The 26270-nt window shown below is 62.9% G+C and carries 22 protein-coding genes; 15 read left to right on the top strand and 7 right to left on the bottom strand.

All coding sequences use genetic code 11. The features are described 5' to 3' along the window. Positions 1-203: 203 nt before the first annotated feature. From alaC to AC1DSJ_RS11955, 4 genes are all read left to right on the top strand, one after another. Positions 204-1391, top strand: a complete 1188-nt coding sequence (alaC, locus tag AC1DSJ_RS11970; RefSeq protein ID WP_175169728.1) for an alanine transaminase — start codon at positions 204-206, stop codon at positions 1389-1391. 47 nt (positions 1392-1438) lie between these two features. Beyond that, positions 1439-2743 carry a homoserine dehydrogenase gene (locus AC1DSJ_RS11965; RefSeq protein WP_054423463.1) on the top strand — a complete coding sequence of 435 codons (1305 nt, stop codon included), beginning with the start codon at positions 1439-1441 and terminating at the stop codon, positions 2741-2743. Further along, a complete protein-coding gene (thrC, locus tag AC1DSJ_RS11960; protein WP_054423459.1) occupies positions 2740-4149 on the top strand; it encodes a threonine synthase in 1410 nt (469 codons plus the stop codon). Before AC1DSJ_RS11965 ends, thrC begins: the two co-directional genes overlap by 4 nt. Before the next feature lie 196 nt (positions 4150-4345). Further along, positions 4346-4567, top strand: a complete 222-nt coding sequence (locus AC1DSJ_RS11955) for a YgdI/YgdR family lipoprotein (protein ID WP_054423458.1) — start codon at positions 4346-4348, stop codon at positions 4565-4567. A gap of 71 nt (positions 4568-4638) precedes the next feature. Here AC1DSJ_RS11955 and AC1DSJ_RS11950 read toward each other — a convergent pair whose 3' ends face one another. Together AC1DSJ_RS11950 and pepN are read right to left on the bottom strand one after the other, a co-directional pair. Continuing rightward, complete coding sequence (locus AC1DSJ_RS11950; RefSeq protein ID WP_054423457.1) at positions 4639-5658, bottom strand: class 1 fructose-bisphosphatase; 1020 nt, start codon at positions 5656-5658, stop codon at positions 4639-4641. 10 nt (positions 5659-5668) lie between these two features. Then, positions 5669-8374 (bottom strand): aminopeptidase N, encoded by a 2706-nt coding sequence (gene pepN / locus AC1DSJ_RS11945; protein WP_441370709.1) that lies wholly within the window; start codon positions 8372-8374, stop codon positions 5669-5671. Positions 8375-8523: 149 nt separating this feature from the next. Between pepN and AC1DSJ_RS11940 the strand changes: the two genes are divergently transcribed. Next, positions 8524-9162, top strand: a complete 639-nt coding sequence (locus AC1DSJ_RS11940) for a DUF4136 domain-containing protein (protein WP_342067557.1) — start codon at positions 8524-8526, stop codon at positions 9160-9162. Between the two features lie 86 nt (positions 9163-9248). Here AC1DSJ_RS11940 and AC1DSJ_RS11935 read toward each other — a convergent pair whose 3' ends face one another. Then, positions 9249-9629, bottom strand: coding sequence for an H-NS histone family protein (locus AC1DSJ_RS11935; protein WP_054423454.1), 381 nt, complete (start codon positions 9627-9629; stop codon positions 9249-9251). 883 nt (positions 9630-10512) lie between these two features. On the opposite strand from AC1DSJ_RS11935, the gene tldD reads away from it, so the two are divergent. The 10 genes from tldD (at position 10513) to glcF (ending at position 22156) form a co-directional block, all read left to right on the top strand. Continuing rightward, on the top strand, positions 10513-11973 hold the full coding sequence (tldD, locus tag AC1DSJ_RS11930; RefSeq protein ID WP_175169731.1) for a metalloprotease TldD: 1461 nt from the start codon (positions 10513-10515) through the stop codon (positions 11971-11973). A 278-nt stretch (positions 11974-12251) separates the two neighbouring features. Continuing rightward, positions 12252-13325, top strand: coding sequence for a 3-deoxy-7-phosphoheptulonate synthase AroG (aroG, locus tag AC1DSJ_RS11925; protein WP_006224982.1), 1074 nt, complete (start codon positions 12252-12254; stop codon positions 13323-13325). Positions 13326-13425: 100 nt separating this feature from the next. Further along, positions 13426-14835 carry an FAD-binding oxidoreductase gene (locus tag AC1DSJ_RS11920; protein WP_342067558.1) on the top strand — a complete coding sequence of 470 codons (1410 nt, stop codon included), beginning with the start codon at positions 13426-13428 and terminating at the stop codon, positions 14833-14835. A gap of 277 nt (positions 14836-15112) precedes the next feature. Continuing rightward, a complete protein-coding gene (locus AC1DSJ_RS11915; RefSeq protein ID WP_054423448.1) occupies positions 15113-16081 on the top strand; it encodes a Bug family tripartite tricarboxylate transporter substrate binding protein in 969 nt (322 codons plus the stop codon). A gap of 6 nt (positions 16082-16087) precedes the next feature. Continuing rightward, complete coding sequence (locus AC1DSJ_RS11910; RefSeq protein ID WP_427948377.1) at positions 16088-16606, top strand: 2,4'-dihydroxyacetophenone dioxygenase family protein; 519 nt, start codon at positions 16088-16090, stop codon at positions 16604-16606. A 10-nt stretch (positions 16607-16616) separates the two neighbouring features. Then, positions 16617-17333 (top strand): SDR family NAD(P)-dependent oxidoreductase, encoded by a 717-nt coding sequence (locus AC1DSJ_RS11905; RefSeq protein ID WP_441370710.1) that lies wholly within the window; start codon positions 16617-16619, stop codon positions 17331-17333. 89 nt (positions 17334-17422) lie between these two features. Further along, entirely contained in the window at positions 17423-18163 is a 741-nt protein-coding gene (locus tag AC1DSJ_RS11900; protein WP_175169767.1) for an IclR family transcriptional regulator, read from the top strand. A gap of 132 nt (positions 18164-18295) precedes the next feature. Continuing rightward, complete coding sequence (locus tag AC1DSJ_RS11895; RefSeq protein ID WP_054423441.1) at positions 18296-19795, top strand: FAD-linked oxidase C-terminal domain-containing protein; 1500 nt, start codon at positions 18296-18298, stop codon at positions 19793-19795. Positions 19796-19807: 12 nt separating this feature from the next. Further along, positions 19808-20914 carry a glycolate oxidase subunit GlcE gene (gene glcE, locus AC1DSJ_RS11890; RefSeq protein WP_427948383.1) on the top strand — a complete coding sequence of 369 codons (1107 nt, stop codon included), beginning with the start codon at positions 19808-19810 and terminating at the stop codon, positions 20912-20914. A gap of 6 nt (positions 20915-20920) precedes the next feature. After that, a complete protein-coding gene (gene glcF, locus AC1DSJ_RS11885) occupies positions 20921-22156 on the top strand; it encodes a glycolate oxidase subunit GlcF (RefSeq protein WP_054423437.1) in 1236 nt (411 codons plus the stop codon). An 83-nt stretch (positions 22157-22239) separates the two neighbouring features. On the opposite strand, the gene AC1DSJ_RS11880 is transcribed toward glcF, so the two are convergent. From AC1DSJ_RS11880 to AC1DSJ_RS11865, 4 genes are all read right to left on the bottom strand, one after another. Continuing rightward, the gene (locus AC1DSJ_RS11880) at positions 22240-23679 is read right to left on the bottom strand and encodes an NAD(P)(+) transhydrogenase (Re/Si-specific) subunit beta (RefSeq protein WP_054423436.1); all 1440 of its coding nucleotides are present in this window, start codon (positions 23677-23679) and stop codon (positions 22240-22242) included. Continuing rightward, on the bottom strand, positions 23676-23993 hold the full coding sequence (locus AC1DSJ_RS11875) for an NAD(P) transhydrogenase subunit alpha part 2 (RefSeq protein WP_006388447.1): 318 nt from the start codon (positions 23991-23993) through the stop codon (positions 23676-23678). Before AC1DSJ_RS11875 ends, AC1DSJ_RS11880 begins: the two co-directional genes overlap by 4 nt. 2 nt (positions 23994-23995) lie before the next feature. After that, positions 23996-25114, bottom strand: coding sequence for a Re/Si-specific NAD(P)(+) transhydrogenase subunit alpha (locus AC1DSJ_RS11870; RefSeq protein WP_441370711.1), 1119 nt, complete (start codon positions 25112-25114; stop codon positions 23996-23998). A 265-nt stretch (positions 25115-25379) separates the two neighbouring features. Then, on the bottom strand, positions 25380-26255 hold the full coding sequence (locus AC1DSJ_RS11865) for an N-formylglutamate amidohydrolase (protein ID WP_175169737.1): 876 nt from the start codon (positions 26253-26255) through the stop codon (positions 25380-25382). Positions 26256-26270: the final 15 nt, after the last annotated feature.

Here is a 26270-nt window from a genome sequence, read left to right as displayed (position 1 = left end):
CTGATGTTGCGCAGTATCCACTCGGGAAATGGGGGTTTTTCCGCCCCATTTGCCGCCTAGGCGTCGTTGCGCTAGATTACAGGGTTTTGTTGCGCTGCAAACGTGTGCGGGCGCGGCGTTCAGCCCCTGCGGGTCATCCCTGCCTGTCACCCCTACGTGTCACCCCTGCGTGTAGCCTTGAGTTTTACCCCTAAGGATCCCCCATGAGGAAGTTCTCTCGCATCGAGCGATTGCCTCCGTACGTTTTCAACATTACCGGCGAGCTCAAGATGGCGGCGCGTCGGCGGGGCGAGGACATCATCGACATGTCCATGGGCAATCCGGATGGCGCAACGCCCAAGCACATTGTCGACAAGATGGTGGAAGCGACCTCGCGTCCGACCACCCACGGCTACTCGGTGTCCAAGGGCATCCCGCGTTTGCGCAAGGCGATCTGCGACTGGTATCAGCGCCGTTACGCGGTAGAGTTCGACCCGGATTCCGAAGCCATTGTCACCATCGGCTCCAAGGAAGGCCTGGCCCACTTGATGCTGGCCACGCTGGACCGCGGCGACACCGTGCTGGTGCCGAACCCGAGCTACCCCATTCACATCTACGGCGCTGTCATCGCCGGCGCCAACATCCGTTCGGTGCGCATGACGCCGGGCGTGGATTTCTTCGAGGAACTGGAGCGCGCCGTGCGCGAATCCTTCCCGAAGCCCAAGATGATGGTGCTGGGCTTTCCCAGCAACCCCACCGCGCAATGCGTGGACCTGTCATTCTTTGAACGCGTGGTGGCGCTGGCCAAGGAACACGATATCCTTGTCGTGCATGATCTGGCCTACGCCGACATCACGTTCGACGGCTATGTGGCCCCTTCCATCATGCAGGTGCCCGGCGCGCGCGATGTCGCCGTCGAGTTCTTCACGATGAGCAAGAGCTACAACATGGCGGGCTGGCGCGTCGGCTATATGGTCGGCAACCGCGAGCTGGTCAACGCGCTTGCGCGCATCAAGAGTTATCACGACTACGGTACCTTCACGCCGATCCAGGTGGCGTCCATCGCTGCGCTGGATGGCCCGCAAGATTGCGTGAACGAGATCGTGGCCCAGTACCAAAGCCGCCGCGACGTGCTCGTGCGCGGTCTGCACGAAGCAGGTTGGAATGTGGAAATTCCCAAGGCGTCCATGTATATCTGGGCGCAAATCCCCGAGCCCTACCGGGCAATGGGCTCTTTGGAATTTGCCAAGCGTGTCCTGTCGGATGCGAAAGTAGCCGTGTCCCCCGGGATCGGCTTCGGCGAGTACGGCGACGACTACGTACGCTTCGCTCTTATCGAAAACGAGCAGCGCACCCGCCAAGCGGTGCGCGGCATCAAAGATATGTTCCGCAAGGACGGATTGCTGAAATGAATACCCCCCTACGCTCACCCGTCTCGCATGGCCCCGAGGGCAGCGCGATGAATCCCATGAAGGTGGGCCTGCTCGGACTCGGCGTGGTTGGCGGCGGCACGTGGACCGTGCTGTCGCGCAACGCGGAAGAAATTGCACGCCGCGCTGGCCGCCGCATTGAAGTCACGCGCGCCGCTGTGCGCGATGTGGCCAAGGCGCGCGCCCGCGTGGGCGACTCGATTCTGGTCGACACCGACGTGCACGCGCTGGTTCGCGACCCCGAAATCGATATCGTCGTTGAGCTGATTGGCGGCGACACGCTGGCGCTGGAGCTGGTGATGGAAGCCATCGCCAACGGCAAGCATGTCGTCACCGCCAACAAGGCCCTGCTGGCCAAGCACGGCAACGAGATCTTCGCCGCCGCTTACGAGCGTGGCGTCATGGTCACGTTCGAAGCCGCGGTTGCCGGCGGCATCCCGATCATCAAGGCGATCCGTGAAGGCCTGACCGCCAACCGCATCCAGTGGGTGGCCGGCATCATCAACGGCACCACCAACTTCATCCTGTCCGAAATGCGTTCGCGCGGCCTGCCGTTTGCCGACGTGCTGGCCGAAGCCCAGCGCCTGGGCTACGCCGAAGCCGACCCGACGTTCGACGTGGAAGGCGTGGACGCCGCGCACAAGCTGACGCTGCTGGCCTCGCTGGCCTTCGGCGTGCCGGTGCAGTTCGACCGCGCCTACATCGAAGGCATCTCGAATTTGGCCGCCGAAGATATCGAACACGCCGAACGCCTGGGCTATCGCATCAAGCTGCTGGGCGTGACCAAGCGCCGCCCTGACGGCATCGAGCTGCGCGTACACCCGGCGCTGGTGCCGTCCGAGCGCCTGCTGGCCAACGTGGAAGGCGCGATGAACGCCGTGCTGGTCAAGGGCGACGCCGTCGGCCCCACGCTGTACTACGGCCAGGGCGCGGGCGAAGAGCCCACCGCATCGGCCGTGGTTGCCGACCTGGTTGACGTGACGCGCCTGCACACGGCCGACCCGGGCAACCGCGTGCCGCATCTGGCGTTCCAGCCGGACGCCATGTCTGACACCCCGATCCTGCCGATCGAACTGGTCAGCACGTCGTACTACCTGCGCCTGCGCGTGGATGATCAGCCCGGCGTGCTGGCGGATATCGCCCGCATTCTGGCTGACCGCTCCATCTCGATCGGGTCGATGATTCAGCAGCCGTCGCACATCGGCGGCGCCGACATCATCTTCCTGACGCATGAAGCCGTGGAAGGCAACGTCAACCAAGCCATCGAGCGCATCGAGTCCCTGCCGTTCGTGCGGTCCAAGGTCACGCGACTGCGCGTGGAGAACTTGACATGAAATACGTCTCTACCCGTGGCGGCATGAACGCCCTGGAATTCTCGGACATCCTGCTGGAAGGCCTGGCGCCCGATGGCGGCCTGGCCATGCCGGAGCAGCTGCCGCAGGTGTCCGAGCAGACGCTCGAATCCTGGCGTGGCCTGTCCTACGCGGACTTGGCGTTCGAAGTGTTGTCGCTGTTCGCCACCGACATTCCCGCAGAAGACCTGCGCCGCCTGACGCGCGCGGCCTACACGCAAGAGATCTTCAACAGCGAAGACATCGTCCCGCTGCGTCCGCTGGACGGCGGCCTGTCGCTGCTGGGCTTGTCCGAAGGGCCGACGCTGGCTTTCAAAGACATGGCCATGCAGTTCCTGGGCCAGGTCTTTGAGTACGTGCTGGCCAAGCGCGGCACCACGCTGAACATCGTGGGCGCGACCTCGGGCGACACGGGCTCGGCCGCGGAATACGCCTTGCGCGGCAAGCAGGGCGTGGCCGTGTTCATGCTGTCGCCGCACGGCCGCATGAGCGCTTTCCAGCGCGCGCAGATGTATTCGCTGCAAGACGAAAACATCCACAACATTGCCGTGCATGGCGTGTTCGATGAAGCGCAGGACATCGTCAAGGCCTTGGCGGGCGATCTGGAATTCAAGACGAAGTACCGCCTGGGCGCGGTGAACTCCATCAACTGGGCGCGCATTGCGGCCCAGGTGGTGTACTACTTCCACGGCTGGCTGCGCGCCACCGACAAGCCGGGCCAGCAGGTGTCGTTCGCCGTGCCCTCGGGCAACTTCGGCAACATCCTGTCGGGCCATATTGCGCGCAGCATGGGTCTGCCCGTGCGCCGCCTGGTGCTGGCCACGAACGAGAACAACGTGCTGGAAGAATTCTTCCGCACGGGTATCTACCGTCCGCGTCCGGCCGAGCAAACCTACGCCACGTCCAGCCCGTCCATGGACATCTCGCGCGCGTCGAACTTCGAGCGTTTCGTGTTCGACCTGGTCGGCCGCGACGCCGCCCGCGTGAAGGCGTTGTGGACCGCGCTGGCCAAGGATGGCTCGTTCGACCTGTCCGACCTGCTGCCGGAATTCGAATCGCGCTACGGCTTCGTGTCGGGCCAGAGCTCGCACGAAGACCGTCTGGCGACCATTCGTTCCGTGTACGAAGAAACCGGCGTGCTGGTTGACCCGCACACGGCTGACGGCGTGAAGGTTGCGCGCGAATTTGTCGAGCCAGGCGTGCCGATGCTGGTCCTGGAAACCGCCTTGCCGGCCAAGTTCTCCGAGACCATCGAAGAAGCGCTGGGCCGTCCTGCCACGCCGCCGGGCAATCTGGCGAATCTGGAATCCTTGCCGCAACGCGTGGAAGTCATGGAATGCAGCGTCGCCGCCGTGCGCCGTTTCATCGAAGCCAACGCCAAGGTGTGAACCGCCTGGCGAAAACGTGTAACCGCTTGCGGTTTCTGTAAGCGCAAAACCCCCCCCAGGCCCGTCCTGCGTGGGGTTTTTTTACGATGTGGGACATCGTGATTACGTTCTCATGCATTTTGACCACAACCCGACACGGATTAGGGGCCGGATTACCGATACAGTGAATCCACCTAATCACTTGGAGAACACGCCCATGAACCTGAAGACCATGACGTTGGCCCTGGTGGTGACCGGAGTTGGGGTGCTGGCCGGATGCTCGTCGCCCTCGGTCATTCAGAATCGGGACGGAAGCTCGACCGTAACGCCCGACACGCCGTCGTACGATAAAAAGTCCGGCATGTATGAATACGACAAGGACGGCAAGAAAGTCCAAGTCAACAAGGACGACGTAAAGTCCATTGAAGAGGTCAAGTAACCCCTGCTGCGCAACCCGCGCAATAAAAAAAGCCCCTTGAGAAATCAAGGGGCTTTTCAATGGGGCGACGATTACTTCGCCGCTTCTTCCGCGTGGTAGCGGCCGACGCGCTCGACTTCGTTCTTCGAACCCAGGATCACGCTCACGCGCTGGTGCAGCGTGTCGGGCTGGATTTCCATGATGCGCTGCGTGCCGGTGATCGACGCGCCGCCTGCCTGTTCGATCAGGAAGCTCATGGGGTTCGCTTCGTACATCAGGCGCAGCTTGCCGGCCTTGCCGGGTTCGCGGGCGTCCCAGGGGTACATGAAGATGCCGCCGCGGGTCAGGATGCGATGCACGTCCGCCACCATCGAGGCGATCCAGCGCATGTTGAAATCCTTGCCCAAGGGGCCGGTCGACCCAGCCAGGCAATCGTCGATGTAGCGCTTCACAGGCGGGGCCCAGTGGCGCATGTTCGACATGTTGATGGCGAATTCCTTGGTATCTTGCGGCACCTGGATGTTCTCGTGCGTCAACACCCACGAACCCATTTCGCGATCCAGCGTGAAGCCCACCACGCCGTTGCCGATGGTCAGCACCAGCATGGTCTGCGGGCCGTAGACGGCATAGCCGGCCACCACCTGCTTGTCGCCCGGTTGCAGGAAGTCCTGCTCGCAGACGGGGGCGCCCGACACGTTATGGGGGGCGTGCAGCACCGAGAAAATGGTGCCAATGGACACGTTCACGTCGATGTTCGACGAGCCGTCCAGGGGATCAAACAGCAGCAGGTATTCGCCCTTGGGGTAGCGGTTCGGGATGAGATGGATGGTTTCCATTTCTTCCGACGCCATGGCCGCCAGGTGGCCGCCCCATTCGTTGGCTTCGAGCAGGATTTCGTTGGACAGCACGTCCAGCTTCTTCTGCACTTCGCCCTGGACGTTTTCGCTTTCCAGGCTGCCCAGGACGCCGCCCAAGGCGCCCTTGCTGACAGCGTGACTGATGGCCTTGCAGGCGCGCGCGACCACTTCGATGAGCAGACGCACTTCCGGTGCAAGGGCTTGGGCGGAGCGTTGTTGCTCCACCAGGTATTGAGTCAGAGTTTTACGTTTCAAAAAGGTCTCCCTATGCTGCGAATTCTAATGCCTTGGATACGATTTCCTGCACGTTGCGCGACAGGCCTTCATGCGCGCGCACCTGTTGCAGGGCGGCCTGCATGGGCGTGCGCAGCGCCGGCACAAAACGCGACCAGTTGTCCAGCGCGCGGGCAAGGCGCGCTGCGATTTCCGGATTCAGTGCGTCCAGCGCCAGCACCTGCTCGGCCCAGAACGTGTAGCCGGAGCCGTCCGGGTGATGCATGCCGCGCGCATTGTTCAGGCAGAACTGGAAAATCAGCGCGCGGGCGCGGTTCGGGTTGCGCAACGTGAACGCGGGGTGCGTCATCAGCTCGCGCGCCGTTTGCACGGTGGTTGAACGGGCGGCGGCCTGCAGGGCGAACCACTTGTCGACCACCAGCGGATTGTCGCGCCACTTGTCATAGAACGCGGCCAGCGCTTCCTGCGGAAAGTCGCCCTGGCCGTAATTGATCAGGGCCGACAGCGCTGCCATGCTGTCCGTCATGTTGCCCGCGCGGTCGTACTGCTGTTCAGCCAGGCGCTGGGCATCATGCTCGCCAGCGGCCATCAGGTGGCCGAGCGCCAGGTTCTTCAGCGCACGCATGCCGGCCGGCACGGGGGCGGGGCTGTATTCACCCGGCGTCTGGTTCTGCTCGAATGCCTGACGGAATTCGGCGGCCAGTTGGCGTCCGAGTTCGGCGCGCAGGAAGTCGCGGGCAACGGCCAGCGCAGGCGGGTCCACCGCTTGCATGCGCTCGGCCAGCGTCTTCTCGGACGGCAGCGCCAGCGCGCGGGCGCGGTAGGCGGCGTCAATCACCGGGTCGGTCAGCAGGGCGCGCCAGGCCTCGATGAAGGCGGCGTCGGCGTGCAGCGTGCGGCCGGCTTGGCGGGCTTCGGCCAGCGCCAGGATCTGGCGCGTGGCCAATTCCTGCCCGGCTTCCCAGCGGGCGAACGGGTTCGTGTCATGGGCGGACAACAGCGCAAGCTCTTCGTCGGTCCAGTCGTAGTCGACGATGACCGGGGCCGAGAAGTCGCGCAGCAGCGATGGCACGGGGCGGTCGGCGATGTCTTCGAACACCCATTGCTGGCTTTGCGTGGTGAGCTCGAGCAGCGCGGTTTCCTTGGCCGCGCCGTCATGGCGCAGCGGCAGGGCTCGGCCGTCTTTGTCCAGCAGGCCAATGGCAAACGGGATGTGGTACGGCGCCTTGACGTAGTCGGCGCCGGCTTTTCTTTCGACGCCTACTGGCTGGCAGTCCTGCGTCAGCGTGACGGTGCAGCGGCGGGCGGCAGCGTCATGGTCCAGGCGGACGGTGACGCGCGGCGTGCCGGCCTGGCGATACCAGCGGCGAAACACCGACAAATCGCGGCCGGGGTGTTGGCGCACGTAGACCGATTCCATGGCGGCAACGAAGTCGTCGCAGGTGACAGCCTGGCCGTCGTGGCGGCGGAAATACTCGTCCATGCCGGCGCGGAACCCGGCTTCGCCCAGCAGCGTGTGCTGCATGCGGATGACTTCGGCGCCTTTCTCGTACACGGTAGCGGTGTAGAAGTTGCCGATTTCCTGGTAGCTCTCTGGCCGGATGGGGTGAGCCATGGGGCCGGCGTCTTCGGGGAACTGAGCGGCGCGCAGGGCGACCACGTCGTCAATGCGCTTGACGGCGCGAGCGCTGGCTGCTGCCGCCTCGTCCATGCCGTGCGCCATCATGTCAGCGCTGAATTCCTGGTCGCGGAAAACGGTCAGGCCTTCTTTCAGGCTCAGCTGGAACCAGTCGCGGCAGGTGACGCGGTTGCCCGTCCAGTTGTGGAAGTATTCGTGCCCGATAACGGATTCGATGCCTTCGTAGTTGGCGTCGGTGGCGCTGTCGGCGTCCGCCAGCACGTAGGCGGCGTTGAAGATGTTCAGGCCCTTGTTCTCCATCGCGCCCATATTGAAGTCGTGCACGGCGACGATCATGAAGCGGTCCAGATCCAGCTCCAGGCCGAAGCGGGTTTCGTCCCAGCGCAGCGCGCGCACCAGCGAATCCAAGGCCCATTCGGTTTTGGTTTCGGAGCCCGGGTCGCTATATACCTGCAGCAGCACGTCGCGGCCGCTGGCCGTCTTGACTGTGGTTTCGCGGTGCGTGAGGTTGCCGGCAACCAGCGCAAACAGATAGCAGGGCTTGGGGAACGGGTCTTCCCATTCGACCTCGTTGCGGCCGTCGGGTAACTGGCGCGACGCCATCAGGTTGCCGTTACTCAGCAGCACCGGGTATTGCGGCTGAGCCCGCAGCGTCACGCGGTAGCGCGACATCACGTCGGGGCGGTCGGCAAACCAGGTGATGCGGCGAAAGCCTTCGGCTTCGCATTGCGTGAAGAAATTGCCACCCGATACGTACAAACCCATCAACGTGGAGTTGGCCGAGGGCTTGCAGCGGCTGACGATTTCCACGGTGGCGTCTTGGGGCAGGCCGTAAATGGCCAGGCTGTGATCCGACAGGTGATAGCCGTCGGCGGCCAGCGCCTTGCCGTTGACGCCTACCGAGACGAGTTCCAGGTCTTCTCCATCCAGGATCAGAGCGGCGTCGGCGCTGGCGCCGGACTTGCGCTGCACGTGCATCGTGCAGCGCACTTCGGTGGCGTCGGGCGCCAGATCGAAGGCCAGAGCGACTTCGGGAATGTCGTAGGGGTAGGGCTGGTAGTCCTTGCGATAAACGGTAATGGGCGTGTCGGTGCGCATGGAGTTGCAGTCCTGGTTGAACGAGGAGTCTATTGTAGTAGGTGGTCGCGAGCGCTAGGCTGGGGCGTGCGGACTACGGCAAACTTTTTGCCGTGGCCCCAGTCAAAGCTCAGTATGATGGCGCCGTCGCGCGCTACAGGAGTCGCAATATGTCCAGAATGTCCATGTTCAAAGTTGGCCGTTGGGCCGGATTATTGGCCGTGGCGGGGGCGCTGACATTGACGGGCTGCGCAGCCCCTACGGTGTCGGCTCGGGTCACTTCTTTCCAGCAATGGCCAACCGGCGTTGAAGGTCAGACCTATCAATTCGTCGCGTCCGACCCTAACCAGGTCAATAATCTGGAATACCAGTCTTATCAGGATATGGTCCGCGCCGGCATCGGCGCAACCGGGCTGATCGAAGCCCAACCCGGGGCCAAGGGCCGCTTTGATGTGTCGTTCACGTACGGCACCAGCCAAACCCAGATCATGGTGCGCCGCCCTTATGACCCGTACTTCTATGGCGGTTATGGCTATGGCGGCTACTACGGTGGGCGGCCTTGGGGCCCGGGCTACGGCTATTGGGGCCCGGATTGGGTCGATGTCCCCATGGCGGTCCAGCGCAATACGCTGAACTTGAAGATCCGCGATACCCAGCGGGGCGGGGCTGAGGTTTATCGTTCCACGGCCTTCATACTCAGCCAGGGTGATGATTTCATGCGCACAATGCCCTATCTGGTGCGCGCAATATTTGACAATTTTCCCGGAAATAACGGAGCGGAACGCGAGATTGAATTTCCGCTTCGCTAAGTCTGACTGCCTTCTGACTACGTTTCATAAATAAAATCGGCGCACCAAATTGGTGCGCCGATTTATTTCTTACTGCAGAATAGCTTTTATTCTTTGATGAGAAAACTGTCGCGTGTAGCGCCAGTTGCTTCTTCAGCAGCGAGCCAGCGCGGTGCTTTACCGCGGCCGCTCCAGGTTTCGCCAGTTTGCGGGTGGCGATACTTCGGCGCTACGGCGCGCTTGGCGGTGGCGGGGCGGGCAGCCGCGCCAGCCTTGCGTCGGCCGCCAGTGGCCGCGCGAGCCGGCTTGCCGGCGCCATAGGCAGCGATGATTTCTTCGGGCGTGATGTCGTACTCACGCATCGAGGTAATGATGGAAGAGATCACGGGCTTGCGGCGCTTCGTTTGAAGGACTTCTGCCTTCTTTTGAAGCTTGTTGATTTCTTTCTCGATCTTTGCTTGCAGTGCTGCGTATGTTTCTCGGGCCATGGTTTATTCCTGATTATGGAACTGCTTTAATCGCCGGCGAAGTTATGTTTATTTGTTGTGCTTCGCATAATACAGAAGTTACGCCTTGACTTCTCTATTTTCGGACTAATTACTTTGTATCAAAAGAGACGCAGAGCCTTTAGCCGCGCGGATATGCCTCTGGAACAAGTATTGGGAAGGATATTCCCAAATTTGGGACGGATTGAAACAAATCAGCCGTCGGCTCACAAGGCGGACGAAGACGGTGCATAGGCCCCATTTCGGAGCATATTTGTTTCATACGGCGGGCGAATCGAAGGAGGGCAGGCGCCGTGAACCGGATTTGGGGGCAAGCTGCTCTGATTTAAAGTCTACGAGGAGAACGCGTTTTCAGAAGCGAGGTCAGACGACCTAACTGCCCCTACTTGTACTGATGGGCGCCGCCGTCATGCATTTTGGCATTCTTGGTTTATGAGAATGATATGGAGGGAAAAGTGGTGCTCAGGAAATTGGGGCTGCATTTTCTTACCACTTGTATGACGACCTGGCAGGACGCGGTGCCCCTTGTCTGCCAAGATTGCGGAAGCGGCTTTGTAAGCGATGTGTAAGCAAATCACGTGCAAAAAACTGTTATGTGATCGAACAATCTTTGGTCGTAATTGCTTAACTTGATACTCAGTATTGCGTCCCCATCTGATTCACCTGTGAATAATCGACGGCATTTTCCGCTGCCGCCAATCGCCGTCCAGCGCGTGCCTTGAGGATGCCGCTGGCCTCTGCCACCGAGGTGTGTCTCTTTTGACGCTTGAGCGGGACGCCGGACCCCGGTCGGCGGTACGATACGGTCTTGAGCGTCCACGCATGTGCGCACCCGTGCCGCGCCGATGCCCCCTGAATAGAGCCTATGAAAATCATTGATCCCGCCATTGCATCCCTTGCCACCGCTAAATCGCTGCTGCTCGACCCCTGGGGTCTGACCGAAGCCGACATGGCGCGCGCACTGGGTGAAATCTTCACCCACAAGGTCGACTACGCGGACCTGTACTTCCAGTACACGCGCAGCGAAGGGTGGAGCCTGGAAGAGGGCATCGTCAAAACCGGCAGCTTTTCCATCAGCCAGGGTGTGGGCGTGCGCGCGGTGAGCGGCGAGAAAACCGCCTTCGCCTATTCCGATTCGCTGTCAGCAGACGCGTTGCTGTCATCCGCGCATGCCGTGCGCGGGATTGCGCGCCGTGGCGCCGGCAAGGTCAAGGTGGCGGCGCAGGTCGAAGCCGAAATGGGCCGTAGCCTGTATGCCGACATTGATCCCGTCGCCACGTTGAGCGCCCCTGAAAAGGTTGCGCTGCTGGAACGCATTGAACGCATGGCGCGCGCCCGCGATCCGCACATCATTCAAGTCATGGCGGGCCTGGGCGCTGAATACGATGTGGTGCTGGTGGCCGGCAGCGATGGCCGTCTGGCCGCCGACGTGCGCCCGCTGGTGCGCCTGTCGCTGACCGTGATCGCCGAGCGCAACGGCCGCCGCGAAATGGGTCACGCCGGCGGTGGTGGCCGCCTGGGTCTGGCCTACTTCACCGACGAGATGCTGCAAGGTTATGTGGAACGCGCCGTGCACGAAGCCATGGTGAACCTGGAAGCGCGCCCCGCACCCGCCGGTGAAATGACGGTGGTGCTGGGTTCGGGCTGGCCCGGCATCCTGCTGCACGAGGCCGTGGGCCACGGGCTGGAAGGCGACTTCAACCGCAAGGGCTCCAGCGTGTTCTCGGGCCGTATCGGTGAGCGTGTGGCGTCCAAGGGCGTGACGGTGGTGGATGACGGCACGCTGCCTGACCGCCGCGGCTCGCTGAACATTGACGACGAAGGCAACGCCACGCAACGCAATGTGCTGATCGAAGACGGCATCCTGCGCGGCTACATGCAAGACACGTTGAACGCGCGCCTGATGAAAACCGCCGCCACCGGCAACGGCCGCCGCGAATCGTTCGCGCATCTGCCGATGCCGCGCATGACCAACACCTACATGCTGGCCGGCGACAAGCCTGCCGAAGAAATCGTGTCGTCCGTCAAGCGCGGCCTGTACGCGGTGAATTTCGGCGGCGGCCAGGTCGACATCACCAGCGGCAAGTTCGTGTTCTCGGCCTCCGAGGCCTACATGATCGAAGACGGCAAGGTGACCTATCCCGTCAAGGGCGCCACCCTGATCGGCAACGGCCCTGACGCCATGACCCGCGTCACCATGATCGGCAATGACTTGCAGCTGGATTCGGGTGTGGGCACTTGCGGCAAGGACGGCCAGAGCGTGCCGGTGGGCGTGGGTATGCCGACCGTGCGCATGGAAGGCCTGACCGTGGGCGGCACCGCCTGAGCGTGAATTCAGGCCGTCGCATCCTTAAAAAACGATGTGACGGCCAAAAAGTTTTGTGCTAGAGTCAATCCCCATGAAATTCGCGTCCCCCGCCTTTTACTTTTATTTTTATAAGTTTCTGAAGCCGCTGGCGGAGGAAGGGACGCGCTCAATCTGAAGTTTGGAAAGAATCCCCCCCAAAAAAGCCGCCAGCGAACTGGCGGCTTTTTTTGTGCCGCCGGGATCGGAATAGACCGATCGGGATGGACCCCGTTGGCGGGCAACCCAGGAGCAGTACCGTGTCACACAATACCGACGACCTTCGTATTCGAGAAATCAAGGAACTGAATCCGCCCGCGCACGTGATGCGCGAGTTCGCGTGCACGAAAGAGGCGTCCGATACCGTTTTCGCCGCCCGCCAAGGCATGCACCGCATCCTGCACGGCATGGACGACCGCATGATCGTCGTGATCGGGCCGTGCTCGATCCACGACACGCGGGCTGCCATCGAATATGCGAAGCGTCTGAAGCCGGTGCGTGACCGCCTGAGCGCTGACCTGGAAATCGTGATGCGCGTGTATTTCGAGAAGCCGCGCACCACCGTCGGTTGGAAGGGGCTGATCAACGATCCCGACCTGGACGGCAGCTTCGACATCAATAAGGGCGTGCGCGTGGCCCGTGAACTGCTGCTGGATATCAACAGCCTGGGGCTGCCGGCGGGTTGCGAGTTCTTGGACATGATTACGCCGCAATACATCGCGGATCTGGTCTCCTGGGGGGCGATCGGGGCTCGGACGACGGAAAGCCAGGTGCATCGCGAGCTGGCCTCCGGCCTGTCGTGTCCGGTGGGGTTCAAGAACGGTACGGATGGCAATGTGAAGATCGCGGTCGACGCGATCAAGGCGGCGTCGCAGCCGCACCATTTCCTGTCGGTGACCAAGGGCGGGCATTCGGCGATTGTGTCGACGGCCGGCAACGAAGACTGTCACGTCATCCTGCGCGGCGGCAAAACGCCGAACTACGACGCAGCCAGTGTCGACGCGGCCTGCCAGGACGTGTCCAAGGCCGGTCTGGCGCAACGCATCATGGTTGACGCCAGCCACGCCAACAGCAGCAAAGACCCCGAAAACCAGCCGCGCGTGATCGACGACGTGGCGCGCCAGATGGAAGCGGGCGACGCGCGCCTGGTGGGCGTCATGGTGGAAAGCCATCTGCTGGGCGGCCGCCAGGACATGGTGCCCGGCAAGCCGTTGGTATACGGCCAAAGCATCACCGATGGCTGCATCGATTGGGATGCGTCGGTGGCGGTGCTGGAACGTCTGGCGCATGCGGTGCGTGAACGCCGCCGGGTCGCGCTGACCTCTGGCAAGTAAGGCAAGACACACCGCAAGCCGCCTGCCTGGGGCGGTTTGCGGTGCAGCATGCGTTGCGGCGTAGAATATTCCGGTTAACGAACCCGAGAACACGCTGATCATGAACGCTCCCTTGCACGCTGAAACGTTGCGCCGCGCGGTGCCGGCCGCCTGTCTGGATGCCCTGCGCGCGCGCTTTGGCGACCGCCTGTCCGAGTCCTCCGCCGTGCGTGAACACCACGGCCGCGACGAGTCGCCGTATCCGCCCATGCTGCCGGACGCCGTTGTCTTCGCGCACACCACCGAAGAAGTCGCCGAGGTCGCCAAGCTGTGCAATGAGCATCGCGTTCCGTTGATTCCGTACGGCGCGGGCTCGTCGCTGGAAGGCCACATCCTGGCGATCCAGGGGGGCATCAGCCTGGACTTGTCGCAGATGAACAAGGTCTTGGCGATCAACGCCGAAGACCTGACCGCCACCGTGCAGGCAGGCGTGTTGCGCAAGCAGCTCAATGAAGAAATTCGCAGCACCGGCTTGTTCTTCCCGATTGATCCGGGCGCCGACGCCAGCCTGGGCGGCATGGCCGCCACGCGCGCATCGGGCACGAACGCCGTGCGCTACGGCACCATGCGCGAAAACGTGATGTCGCTGACGGTGGTGACCGCCGATGGCCGCATCGTCCGTACCGCCGGGCGCGCGCGTAAATCGTCGGCGGGCTACGACCTGACGCGCGTCTTCATCGGCAGCGAAGGCACGCTGGGCATCATCACCGAAGTGACGGTGCGCCTGTACCCGCAGCCCGAAGCCGTGTCGGCCGCCGTCTGCAACTTCCCCACGCTGGACGACGCCGTGCAAAGCGTTATCGAAATCATCCAGATGGGCGTGCCGATTGCGCGCGTCGAGTTCATGGACGCGGCCAGCGTGCGTTCGGTGAACCAGTACAGCAAGCTGACCCTGCGCGAGACGCCGCTGCTGGTGTTCGAATTTCACGGCAGCCCGGCCGGCGTGCAAGAGCAGGCCGAAACCGTGCAAGCCATTACCGCCGAACACGGCGGCATGGACTTCGAATGGGCCGAACGCCCCGAAGACCGCAGCCGCCTGTGGACCGCGCGTCACAACGCCTACTTTGCCGGCCTGCAACTGCGCCCCGGCTGCCGCGCCAGCACCACCGACGTCTGCGTGCCGATCTCGCGCCTGGCGGATTGCGTGCGCGACACGGTCGAAGAACTGGACCGCGCCAGCTTCCCGTACACCATCGTTGGCCACGTGGGCGACGGCAACTTCCACGTGCTGATGCTGCTGGACGCCGACAATCCCCAGGAATGGGAAGAGTCGGAAACCATCAACCACAATCTGGTGCGTCGCGCGATTGCCGCCGACGGCACCTGCACGGGCGAACACGGCGTGGGCTTGCACAAGATGCAATTCATGGCGGAAGAGCACGGCGAAGACGCGTTGGATTTGATGCGCAGCCTGAAGCACGCGTTTGATCCGAACAACATCCTGAACCCGGGCAAGATCGTGTCCTGGTAAACATCCAGGGCAAGGGGCGTGGCGGATGATGCTGCGCGCCTTACAACGCTTTTCCGAAAAGCCGACGGCATCGCCCGTCGGTTTTTTTTTGCCTGATTGCCCTCGGAGCATCGCAACGGATACCGCGAATTTTCCAGTGACACGGCAAGCCAAATCCTTTATTCTGAATTTTCGTAGACAATTGTCCATAATATGGACAAATAAAAATACCGTCTGCGACTTCCATAAAGCGGATCGGGTTTCAACAGAAAACCCGGCCATGACAAAGGAGACAAGGATGTTGATGAGACAAGGCTTGATGGTGGCCAGCCTGATTGCGGCGGGCTTGACGGCATCGTTGCCGGCGCATGCGCAGGCGGCGGATTCCTATCCGAACCAGCCCGTCACGCTGGTGGTGCCGTTTCAGCCGGGCGGTGGCACTGATGCCGTGGCCCGTACCTTCGCCAAAGTGTCGGCGCAGTATTTCCCGAAGGGCATGGTGGTGCTGAACAAGTCCGGCGCGGGCGGCGCGGTGGGCTGGAAATATGTGCTGAACAGCAAGAACGACGGCCACACGCTGACGGTCGTGACCGCGGAATTCGTGATCCTGCCGCTGCTTGGCCTGTTCGACCACACGTACAAGGACTACACGCCGCTGGTGCAGTTGAACGCCGACCCGGCGGCCATCGTGGTGCCGGCCAATTCGCCCTACAAGACGCTCGAAGAATTCATGGCGGCCGCGAAGAAAGCGCCCGCCACCTTGAATGTGGGTACGTCTGGCACCGGCTCCATCTACGACGTGGCGCTGAGCGCGTTCGAAGTGAAGTCGGACACGCGCTTCACGCATATTCCGTTTCCCGGTTCGGGGCCTGCGTTGCTGAACTTGTTGGGTGGCCAGCTGGATGCGGTAGCGACCAGCCCCGCCGAAGCCTCTGAATACGTGCGGTCTGGCAAGCTGCGGCTGCTGGTCTTGATGAGCGACAAGCGCGTGCCGGAATTCCCCGACGTGCCCACCGCCAAAGAGAAGGGCCTGGATGTGGCCTATGGCACCTGGCGCGGCATCGCCGGCCCCAAAGGCATGCCGCCCGCCACGGTGGCCAAGCTGAAGGAAGTCTTTGAAAAAGTGGCGCAGGACCCGCAACTGATCTCGGCGATCAAGGCGCAGAACCTGGGCTATGTGTACGCCGATGGCGACACCTTCGAAAAGAAGATGGCGGCCGAGACCGCTGATTACGCCCAAGTCCTGAAGACCTTAAGCATCAAGTGAGCCGCGATGACGACGACATCCGCCGTACCCACCCCATACCGTTACCCCAATCCCAAGGAAGCGCTGCCCGACATCGTCGTGCCAAGCGTGATTCCGGATGACGAGCGCGTCTGGGTGCCGCAAGCCGACAACGTCTGGTTCCGGCCGCTCTGTCTGAACGTGTCGCAGGGCTATTGGATGAACCTGCTGCGCGTGCGCAAGTCGGGCGTGCTGAGCTGCCACCGCCATCCGCAAGCCGTGCACGGCTACGTCATCAAGGGATCGTGGCGGTATCTGGAACATGACTGGATTGCGCGCGAAGGCAGTTATGTCTTCGAGCCGCCCGGCGAAACACATACCTTGTATGTGCCTGACGACGTGGAAGAAATGATCACCATGTTCCAGGTCAACGGCGTCATGTACTACTGCGACAGCGAAGGCCGCCATACCGGATACGAAGACGTGTTCACCAAGCTGGACATGTGCCGCAAGCACTACGAAAGCGTGGGGCTGGGCGCGGACTACGTCGATCAATTCGTGCGCTGAGGGCATTGCCATGAGTTTTCAGACAGGCTTGTTCAAGGGCAAGACCGCCGTGGTGACAGGCGGCACGCAAGGCTTGGGGCATGGCGTGGCCGACGCGCTGGCGCGATTGGGTGCGCGGGTGATTGCGGTGGGCTTGCCTTCTTCCGAAGCCCCGCCGGCTGGCGTCGAGGTGGTGACGGTGGACGTCACGCACGCAGAAAACGTAGCGGCGTTTGCCGCCACGCTTGATCGCGTGGACATGCTCATCAACTGCGCGGGTGTGATCTTCCGGCAAGAAGAGTTCAAGCTGCCGGTATTCGAGCGGGTGCTGGACATCAACCTGACGGGCACCATGCGCATGTGCGAAGCCTTGCAGCCGCAACTGGCGCGCGCAGCAGGGTGCATCGTCAATACGGCGTCGATGCTGAGCTTCTTCGGGGGTGGGCTGGTGCCTGCCTATAGCGCCAGCAAGGGCGGGGTGGCGCAACTGACCAAGTCCCTGGCCATTGCTTATGCTGATGCGGGCATCCGCGTGAATGCGGTGGCACCGGGCTGGATCGCCACGCCGCTGACCGAGGCGCTGCAAAGAGATCCCGTACGCGCCTCGCGCATTCTGGAACGCACGCCGCTGAAACGGTGGGGAACGCCAGCGGATGTGGCGCAAGCCGTCGTGTTTTTGTGTTCGCCTGCGGCCGCGTTCATGACGGGGGTGGTGATGCCGGTGGACGGGGGCTACATGGTAACCTGACCCGCGTGAAAATCGCTCGCGACAAGCCTTCGTCAAGCCCAGCCTCCGGCGCCAAACCGGTCGCCGGCACGGCCTCGTTTTCCAAGTTCATGCGCGTGCTGGATGTGATTGCATCCAGCGGCGAAACGGCATGGACGGTGAACGAACTGAGCGCCAGGCTGGGCTACCCGCGGCCCACCATTTACCGCATTGTCGATGCGCTGCTGGCCGAGCAGTTGATCGTGCAGCAGCGCAACGGCCAGACCTTTGGTTTGGGGCCGCGGCTGGTCAGCTTGGCGAGCCGTGCGCTGGAAAGTTCCGACATCCGGCAACTGTGCAAAGACCATCTGTTCGATCTCAAAGAGCACACACAAGAGACCGTGCATCTGGCGGTGCCGGACCGGTCGGAAATGACCTACATCGACAAGCTGGAAAGCCCGAAGGCGGTGCGCATGAATTCGCGCCTGGGCAGCCGCGTCACGATGTATTCCAGTTCGGTCGGCAAAGCGTATCTGGCGCAGTTGGAACCGGATGCGCGTGACGCCATCATTCAAACCCTGGATTTCAAGGTGTTCACCGCGGCCACGCTGCGCACGCCGGACGCGTTGCGCCAAGAGCTTGAGCAGATCCGCCGCCAGGGCTTTGCGGAAGACCGCGAAGAAAACGAGAAGGACATCTTCTGCTTCGGTTGCGCCATTACCGACAAGCAGGGTCAGCCGGTGGCGTGCGTCAGTTTGAGCATTCCGGCATTTCGCATGAGCGAAAACCGCGTGGACAGTTATATCCAGCCGCTGGTCGACACCTGCGCGGCCATCTCCCGGAAACTGGCGCTGCTGGATTATTCCGCCTGATTGCGTGCGGCTTTTCAGCGACAAAAATCGCACCTATTACGGCTGGTTACGTGTCGCTGCGCCCCGGTCGTTGCATGGATGCGGGTAAATCCCGGCCTGTTTTAACAGTGCGCTCGCGCTATTGTTGCGCTCATGAATTCACTGGTCGAAACCGGCCTGGCACAAGTGCAGGCGCCTTATTCGTTGCAGCAGCTCATCGAGGCGTTGTCGGCCGCGTTGCCCGCGCACTGCGTGTTGTTTCGCGAAGAAGATACCCGTCCCTACGAGTGCGACGGGCTGTCGTTATATCGCGCGCTGCCGGCTGTTGTGGCATTACCCGAAACCGAAGAGCAGGTGCAGGCCGTCATGCGGATCTGCAAGCGGCTGAACGCGCCTATCGTCGCACGCGGCGCAGGCACCGGCCTTTCTGGCGGCGCCATGCCGCACAGCCAAGGCGTGCTGTTGGGCCTGTCCAAATTCAACCGCATCAAACATATCGATCTGGCCAGCGCCACGGCGGTTGTGCAGCCGGGCGTGCGAAACCTGGCCATTTCCGAAGCCGCATCGCCTTATGGCCTGTACTACGCACCTGACCCGTCCAGCCAGATTGCCTGCTCCATCGGCGGCAACGTGGCCGAGAATTCCGGCGGCGTGCATTGCCTGAAGTACGGGCTCACCGTACACAACGTGCTGCGCGTGCGCGTCGTCACGATCGATGGCGACATCGTTGAACTGGGTTCCGAAGCGCCGGATGCGCCGGGCCTGGATCTGCTGTCTGTCTTTATCGGCTCAGAAGGCATGCTGGGCGTGGTCACTGAAGTGACCGTCAAACTGATTCCGAAGCCGGCCTGTGCGCAGGTCGTCATGGCCAGTTTTTCCAGCGTGGAAGCGGCCGGTAATGCGGTCACGCAAGTGATTGCGGCGGGCATGATTCCAGCTGGCCTTGAAATGATGGACCGCCGGGCGACCCACATGGTCGAACCGTTTGTGTGCGCCGGCTACGACATGGACGCGCAAGCCATTTTGCTTTGCGAGTCCGATGGCACGCCCGAAGAAGTCGCGCACGAAATCGCGCGCATGGAAGCGGTGTTTCGCGATGCCGGCGCCACGCGCTGCCAGGTGTCCACGTCCGAGGCCGAGCGCCTGAAATTCTGGGCCGGCCGCAAGAACGCGTTTCCGGCTGCGGGGCGCGTGTCACCCGATTATTACTGCATGGACGGCACCATTCCGCGCCGCCATCTGGCGCGCGTGCTGGGCGCCATTGAACAGATGGAAGACGAGTTCGGATTGCGCTGCGCCAACGTGTTCCATGCGGGCGACGGCAATCTGCATCCGCTGATTCTGTTCGATTCGAATAAGCCGGACGAGGTGGAGCGCGCCGAGAAATTCGGTGCGGCCATTCTTGAGCTGTGCGTGCAGGTAGGAGGAACCGTGACCGGAGAGCACGGTGTGGGTATGGAGAAGATAAATCAAATGTGCGTGCAATTCTCTCGCGAAGAACTCGACGCGTTCCTGGCGGTCAAGCGGGCGTTTGATCCGCCGTGCCTGCTGAATCCTGAAAAAGTCATTCCCACGCTGGCCCGCTGCGCCGAATACGGCAAGATGCACGTCCATGCGGGTGAGATGCGCTTCCCCGATCTCGCCCGTTTCTAGGACGTATCCCCTATGGATTTTGTCCTGTCGGAATTGTGCGACCAGGTCATGACAGCCCGTGCCGGCCACAAACCGTTGTTTGTGATGGGTGGCGGCAGCAAGGCGTTTTATGGCAATTACCGCCCGGTAACGCCGCAAGATGGCCACTGCCTGCTGGACATGACGCCGTATCGCGGCATCGTCAGTTATCACCCTTCTGAACTGGTGGTGACGGTGCGCGCGGGCACGCCGCTGGCCGAGCTGGAAGCGGCCTTGGCCGAGAACGGTCAGATGCTGGCTTTCGAACCGCCGCATTTTGGCGAGTCCGCGACCGTGGGCGGTTGTGTGGCGGCAGGGCTGTCCGGCCCGCGCCGCATGAGCGCCGGTGCCTTGCGCGACTTCGTCTTAGGAACGCGCTTGCTGGATTCGGAAGGGCGCATCCTGTCGTTTGGCGGCGAGGTCATGAAGAACGTGGCGGGGTATGACGTGTCGCGGCTGCTGGCCGGATCGCACGGCATCTTCGGCGCCATCCTTGATGTGTCGATGAAGGTCGTGCCGCGGCCGATGGAAGAACTGACGCTGGTGCTGCCCGCCACGCAGGCGCAAGCGCTGGCCAGTTTTGCCTTGTGGCGCGGCAAGCCGCTGCCCATTTCCGCCACCAGTTGGACGGGCGACGATGGCGACGGCCAGGGCGCGATGCATGTGCGCCTGTCCGGCGCGCCGCCCGCCATCGCCAGCGCGCGGCAAGTGGTAGGCGGCGACCCGATGGACCCGGATGCCGCGCAAGCCTGGTGGCGTGGCCTGCGTGAACAGACCCACGAATTCTTTGCGCCAGACCGGCCCTTGTGGCGCCTGGCATTGCCGCCGACGGCCGCCTCGTTGGGGTTGGGCCCCACGCTTATCGAATGGGGCGGTGGACAGCGCTGGCTGACCGGTCCTCGTGACGCCACGGAACTGCGGGAGATCGCCGCGCGCTTGGGCGGCCATGCCACGCTGTTTCGGGCGGGCGCTCTCAAACCGCCAGCCGATGGCGTGTTTCATCCGCTGGCGCCGGGCGTTGCATTGATCACGCGGCGGCTCAAGCAGGAACTCGATCCCTCCAGTTTGTTCAACCCCGGCCGCCTGGTCCTGGAGCTATAGCGCATCATGCAAACCAACCTGGCATCCTGGGCCCGCGACACCGAACTGGGCAACGAGGCCGACGCCATTCTGCGGCGATGCGTGCATTGCGGTTTCTGCACGGCCACCTGTCCGACGTATCAGGTATTGGGCGACGAGCTGGACAGCCCGCGCGGCCGCATCTATCTGATCAAGCAAGTGCTGGAAGGCGCCGAGCCCACGCAGTCCACGCAACAACACTTGGACCGGTGCCTGACCTGCCGCAATTGCGAAACCACATGTCCGTCGGGGGTCGAGTACGGCCATTTGATTGATATTGGCCGCAAGATCGTGGACGAGCGCGTGCCGCGTTCCTGGGCGGAAAAAACGAAGCGCAATCTGCTGCGCCGAACCATGCTGTCGCCGCTGTTCGCGCCGGCGATGCGGGTGGGCCAAGCCATGCGCGGTTTGCTGCCCGATGCGCTCAAACGCAAGGTGCCGGAACGCCGCGATGCGGGCGCGTTGCCTGACGTGGCGGCTCACCCGCGCCAAGTGCTGATGCTGACGGGGTGCGTGCAGCCAGCGATGATGCCGACGATCGACGCCGCCACCATCCGCGTGCTGGATGCCGTGGGCATCGGCGCGCGGCTGGCGCCGGGGGCGGGCTGCTGCGGCGCGGTCAGTTTTCACCTGGATGCGCAAGACGAGGCGCTTGCGCAAATGCGCGCCAACGTCGACGCGTGGTGGCCGCTGGTGCAAGACGGGGCGGTTGAGGCCATTGTCATGAACGCGTCGGGCTGCGGCGCCATGGTGAAGGAATATGCGCATCATCTGAAGCATGATCCCGCCTACGCGCAGAAGGCCGCGGACATCGTGGCGCTGGTAAAGGATGTGGCTGAAATTGTCGCGCCGCATGCGGAACAACTGCGTGCGCGCTTGGCGCCGGGGACGCGCGCGGCGTTTCATCCGCCGTGCACGTTGCAGCATTGGCAGGGGCTGCGGCCGCTGTCGGAGCGCTTGCTGGCGGACTTGGGATTCGAGCTGCTGCCGTTTGCCGACCAGCATCTATGCTGCGGATCGGCGGGGGCGTATTCGGTGCTGAATCCGGAGATTGCGCTGGAGCTGCGCGACCGCAAGCTGGGCGCCATCGCGTCGAGCGGGCCGGATGTGATTCTGTCGGCCAACATCGGCTGCATCGGCCATCTGCAAAGCGGCACCGACACACCGGTGCGGCATTGGGTGGAAGTGGTGGATGCGCAGCTGCAAAAGGCGGTCGTCGCGTAAGGCCGCCGCGTTGCGATTAGGGTCAGGTCTCAAACACGGCAAGTCCACGAAGGCCTGATCTAGGCCTTCGTGGACCGCGCAATTTATTCCACCGCCTTGACCATGTCTTCCAGCACCTTCTTCGCATCGCCGAACACCATCATCGTCCGGTCCATGTAGAAGAGCTCGTTGTCCAGGCCCGCGTAGCCGGACGCCATCGAGCGCTTGTTCACGATGACCGTGCGCGCCTTGTAGGCTTCCAGAATTGGCATGCCAGCAATGGGCGACTTCGGGTCGTTCTTTGCGGCCGGGTTGACCACGTCGTTCGCACCCAGCACCAGCACCACATCGGTCTGCGCGAATTCGCTGTTGATGTCTTCCATTTCGAAGACCTGGTCGTACGGCACTTCCGCCTCGGCCAGCAGCACGTTCATGTGGCCGGGCATGCGGCCGGCAACGGGGTGGATGGCGTACTTGACCGTGACGCCGCGTTCGGTGAGCTTGGTGGCCAGTTCCTTCAACGCGTGCTGGGCGCGCGCCACCGCCAGGCCGTAGCCCGGCACGATGGTCACGCTTTCGGCATTGGTCATCAGGAAAGCGGCGTCGTCTGCGCTGCCCGACTTGACGCTGCGCTGCTGTCCATCGCCCGCATCCGCCGCGCCGCCCGCCTGACCGCCAAAGCCGCCCAGGATCACGTTGAAGAACGACCGGTTCATCGCCTTGCACATGATGTAGGACAGAATCGCGCCCGACGAACCCACCAGCGAACCGGCGATGATCAGCATCGGGTTATTCAGCGAAAAGCCGATGCCGGCCGCGGCCCATCCCGAATAGCTGTTCAGCATGGACACCACCACGGGCATGTCCGCGCCGCCAATCGGGATGATGATCAGCACGCCCAGCACGAAGGCCACCAGCGTCATGATGATGAAGGGCGTCCATTCCTGCGTCAGCATGAACCACAAGCCGCAACCCAGCATCGCGAGCGCCAGCGCCAGATTCAGCATGTGCTGGCCAGGAAACACGACGGGTGCGCCTTGGAACAGCCGGAACTTGTACTTGCCCGACAGTTTTCCAAACGCGATGACGGAACCCGAGAACGTGATGGCGCCGACGAAGGTGCCGATGAAGAGCTCGAAGCGGTTGCCGGTGGGGATCAGCATGCCGGCCGCGACGATGCCGAACGCATGCGGTTCCGCCACCACGGCGACGGCGATGGCGACGGCTGCCAAGCCGATCATGCTGTGCATGAACGCGACCAGTTCAGGCATCTTCGTCATCTCGACGCGGCGGGCCATCACGGTGCCGACGGTGCCGCCCACCAGCAGGCCCAGCACGACCCAGCCCAGGCCGATCGTGGCGGTGCCTTCGCGCGCCAGCCCCACAATCAGCGCCGCCGTGGTCAGCACGGCAATCGCCATGCCGGCCATGCCGAACGCGTTGCCCAGCCGGGATGTCGTGGGATGCGACAGCCCCTTGAGCGCCTGAATGAAGCAGACGGACGCAATCAGATAAAGCAGGGTGACCAGATTCAGCGAGATCATTTCGCTTCCTCCTTGGCCGGCTTTCTGTCCTTTTTCTTGAACATCTCAAGCATGCGGCGCGTGACGAGGAAGCCGCCGAACACATTCACCGCAGCCAGCGCCACGGCGAACACGCCCATGCCGCGCGCAAGGCCGCCTTCGGTCAGCGCGGCCGCCAGCATGGCGCCCACGATGATGATGGCCGAGATAGCGTTGGTGACCGCCATCAGCGGCGTGTGCAAGGCGGGCGTGACGTTCCACACGACGTGATAGCCGACATAGATGGCCAGCACGAAGATGATGAGGTTCATCAGGGTGGGGTTGATCGCTTCCATGTTCAGGTTCTCCGCAACACATTGCCGCCTTCGCACACCAGGCAGGCCGCCACGATTTCATCGTCGCGCTGGATCGCCAGCGCGCCGTCCGCATTGATGATGAGCTTCAGGAAATCCTGGATGTTGCGCGCATAGAGCGCGGACGCATCCGTGGCGACCAGGCCGGGCAGGTTGGTCAGCCCGATGATGGTCACGCCATGCTTTTCCACCACCAGGCCTTTTTCCGACAAGGGGCAGTTGCCGCCGCGCTCGACCGCCAGGTCCACCAGCACCGAACCCGGCTTCATGGCCGCAACCGTCTCCGCGGACACAAGCGTGGGGGCGGGCCGCCCGGGAATCAGCGCAGTGGTGATGACGAGGTCGGCCTGCTTGCAGCGTTCGGACACCAGCGCCGCTTGCCGCGCCATCCAGCTGGGCGGCATGGCGCGGGCATAGCCGCCCGTGCCTTGGGCGATCTCGCGTTCTTCATCGGTTTCGAACGGCACGTCGATGAACTTGGCGCCCAGCGATTCGACCTGTTCGCGCGCGGCGGGGCGCACGTCAGAGGCTTCGACCACCGCACCCAGCCGCTTGGCCGTGGCAATGGCCTGCAAGCCGGCCACCCCGGTGCCCAGCACGACGGCGCGCGCGGCTTTCAAGGTGCCTGCGGCGGTCATCATCATGGGGATCAGGCGGCCGTAGTGATGCGCGGCCAGCAGCACGGCCTTGTAGCCGGCCAGGTTCGCCTGGGACGACAGCACGTCCAGACTTTGCGCACGCGTAATGCGCGGCGCGGCCTCAAGCGCGAACCCAACGATGCCTGCCGCGGCCATCTGTTCCAGGCCTTCGGCGTCGAAGGGATCAAGCATGCCGATGACGACAGCGCCCGATTTCATCTGGGGCAATTCTGCGGGAGAGGGCGCGCGAACCTTCAAGACGAGTTCCGCGCCCAGCGCATCCTGGGCGGAACCGAGCGTAGCGCCCGCGGCCTCATAGGCGTCATCCAGATAGCGGGCGGCGGTGCCGGCCCCACGCTCCACGACAACGGTGTGTTTGCCGCCTACGTACTTCTTGACGGTCTCCGGTGTTGCTGCGACACGGGTTTCCCCGTCTCGGGTCTCTTTTGGTATCCCGATGTGCATCGACGCCTCTCCTCAGAAGGTTCGCCGTAGTTATACACGCTAATGCTGTCCCCAAGCTGCGCTCATTGCATTCGCGTGCTGCCCCCAAAGAGGCTAGCCCGCCTTGGGGGGAGCGGTGGCGGGCTGGTGGGTTCTTTTGGAGGAGGGATGTTGTCGGCCAAAAAAAAGCCCCATGGCGAACCATGGGGCTCGGGGTTTGCACCCCCACTTGCTCCGGCCAGTCTTACCACGCCGCTGGCCGGCACCTGCACGCAAACGTCCGGCGTCAGGCCGTTTGCGCGCGAGTCCAGTTGATCAGCGCAGCGGTCAAGTCGCGCAGATCGGCCTTCAGGCGGCCATAGTTTTCCGTCGGACGCAGCGTGACTTCGTCCATATACAGGTTGCGGTTGATTTCGATCTGCAAGCTGTGGCGGCCTTCTTCCGGGCGGCCAAAGGCGCGCACCAGTTCGACGCCCTTGTAGGGATCGTTCACCGTCACGTTGTAGCCGCGTTCGCGCAGCCAGGCCGCGATGAATTCGCGGAAGGCCGGGTCGCTGGTGCTGCCGTCGCGGTCGCCCAGCACGAAGTCGGGGTGGACCAAGCCGGGACGGTCGGTGGCGAAAGCGCCGGCGACGCTGGGCATGGAGTGGCAGTTGATGTGCCAGACCTTGCCGAATTTCTTGTGTGCCGAATCCAGCACTTGGCCAAGCGCGGCGTGGTACGGCTTCCAGCAGGCGTTGATGCGGTGGCGCACTTCTTCCACCGTCAGCTTGCGGTTGTACAGCGGGGTGCCGTCATCCAGCATGCGCCAGATCAGGCCCTTGCCCAGCTTCACCTTGGGCGATGCATTGATAGCATCGGGCCAGGCTTCGTCCAGCAGCAGTTCGTCGATCTCGTCGGGCGCGCGGTTGGCGTCGATGTAGGCGCGCGGGAACGCCGCGGCGACCATCGGCACGCCCATATCGATGGCGTCGCCCCACAGGTCGTCAACCCAGGTGTCCTCGGCAGTGCGCAGTGCGCCAAAGTCCACCGCGGCCGCGAAATCGGGAGGGTAGGCGGTGCCGCTGTGCGGAGAGTCCAGCACAAGCGGGGCCGAGGGTTCCGAATCCGGATATTGCTGCGGAAGGTCGAGCCGGTAAGACAGGGGTTGGGTAATTCGCATATGGAGGTATTGCGT

Source organism: Achromobacter sp. 01N37, from assembly GCF_056399725.1.
Note: the sequence above shows the minus strand (reverse complement) of the source record. Positions and strands in the feature narration are given on the sequence as shown.

What these genes read in the sequence shown, in the direction of transcription:
- alaC (WP_175169728.1), top strand. Translation starts at nt 204, where the DNA reads ATGAGGAAGTTCTCTCGCATCGAGCGATTGCCTCCGTACGTTTTCAAC.
- AC1DSJ_RS11965 (WP_054423463.1), top strand. Translation starts at nt 1,439, where the DNA reads ATGAATCCCATGAAGGTGGGCCTGCTCGGACTCGGCGTGGTTGGCGGC.
- thrC (WP_054423459.1), top strand. Translation starts at nt 2,740, where the DNA reads ATGAAATACGTCTCTACCCGTGGCGGCATGAACGCCCTGGAATTCTCG.
- AC1DSJ_RS11955 (WP_054423458.1), top strand. Translation starts at nt 4,346, where the DNA reads ATGAACCTGAAGACCATGACGTTGGCCCTGGTGGTGACCGGAGTTGGG.
- pepN (WP_441370709.1), bottom strand. Translation starts at nt 8,374, where the DNA reads ATGCGCACCGACACGCCCATTACCGTTTATCGCAAGGACTACCAGCCC.
- AC1DSJ_RS11940 (WP_342067557.1), top strand. Translation starts at nt 8,524, where the DNA reads ATGTCCAGAATGTCCATGTTCAAAGTTGGCCGTTGGGCCGGATTATTG.
- AC1DSJ_RS11935 (WP_054423454.1), bottom strand. Translation starts at nt 9,629, where the DNA reads ATGGCCCGAGAAACATACGCAGCACTGCAAGCAAAGATCGAGAAAGAA.
- tldD (WP_175169731.1), top strand. Translation starts at nt 10,513, where the DNA reads ATGAAAATCATTGATCCCGCCATTGCATCCCTTGCCACCGCTAAATCG.
- AC1DSJ_RS11920 (WP_342067558.1), top strand. Translation starts at nt 13,426, where the DNA reads ATGAACGCTCCCTTGCACGCTGAAACGTTGCGCCGCGCGGTGCCGGCC.
- AC1DSJ_RS11915 (WP_054423448.1), top strand. Translation starts at nt 15,113, where the DNA reads ATGTTGATGAGACAAGGCTTGATGGTGGCCAGCCTGATTGCGGCGGGC.
- AC1DSJ_RS11910 (WP_427948377.1), top strand. Translation starts at nt 16,088, where the DNA reads ATGACGACGACATCCGCCGTACCCACCCCATACCGTTACCCCAATCCC.
- AC1DSJ_RS11905 (WP_441370710.1), top strand. Translation starts at nt 16,617, where the DNA reads ATGAGTTTTCAGACAGGCTTGTTCAAGGGCAAGACCGCCGTGGTGACA.
- AC1DSJ_RS11900 (WP_175169767.1), top strand. Translation starts at nt 17,423, where the DNA reads ATGCGCGTGCTGGATGTGATTGCATCCAGCGGCGAAACGGCATGGACG.
- AC1DSJ_RS11895 (WP_054423441.1), top strand. Translation starts at nt 18,296, where the DNA reads ATGAATTCACTGGTCGAAACCGGCCTGGCACAAGTGCAGGCGCCTTAT.
- glcE (WP_427948383.1), top strand. Translation starts at nt 19,808, where the DNA reads ATGGATTTTGTCCTGTCGGAATTGTGCGACCAGGTCATGACAGCCCGT.
- glcF (WP_054423437.1), top strand. Translation starts at nt 20,921, where the DNA reads ATGCAAACCAACCTGGCATCCTGGGCCCGCGACACCGAACTGGGCAAC.
- AC1DSJ_RS11880 (WP_054423436.1), bottom strand. Translation starts at nt 23,679, where the DNA reads ATGATCTCGCTGAATCTGGTCACCCTGCTTTATCTGATTGCGTCCGTC.
- AC1DSJ_RS11875 (WP_006388447.1), bottom strand. Translation starts at nt 23,993, where the DNA reads ATGGAAGCGATCAACCCCACCCTGATGAACCTCATCATCTTCGTGCTG.
- AC1DSJ_RS11870 (WP_441370711.1), bottom strand. Translation starts at nt 25,114, where the DNA reads ATGCACATCGGGATACCAAAAGAGACCCGAGACGGGGAAACCCGTGTC.
- AC1DSJ_RS11865 (WP_175169737.1), bottom strand. Translation starts at nt 26,255, where the DNA reads ATGCGAATTACCCAACCCCTGTCTTACCGGCTCGACCTTCCGCAGCAA.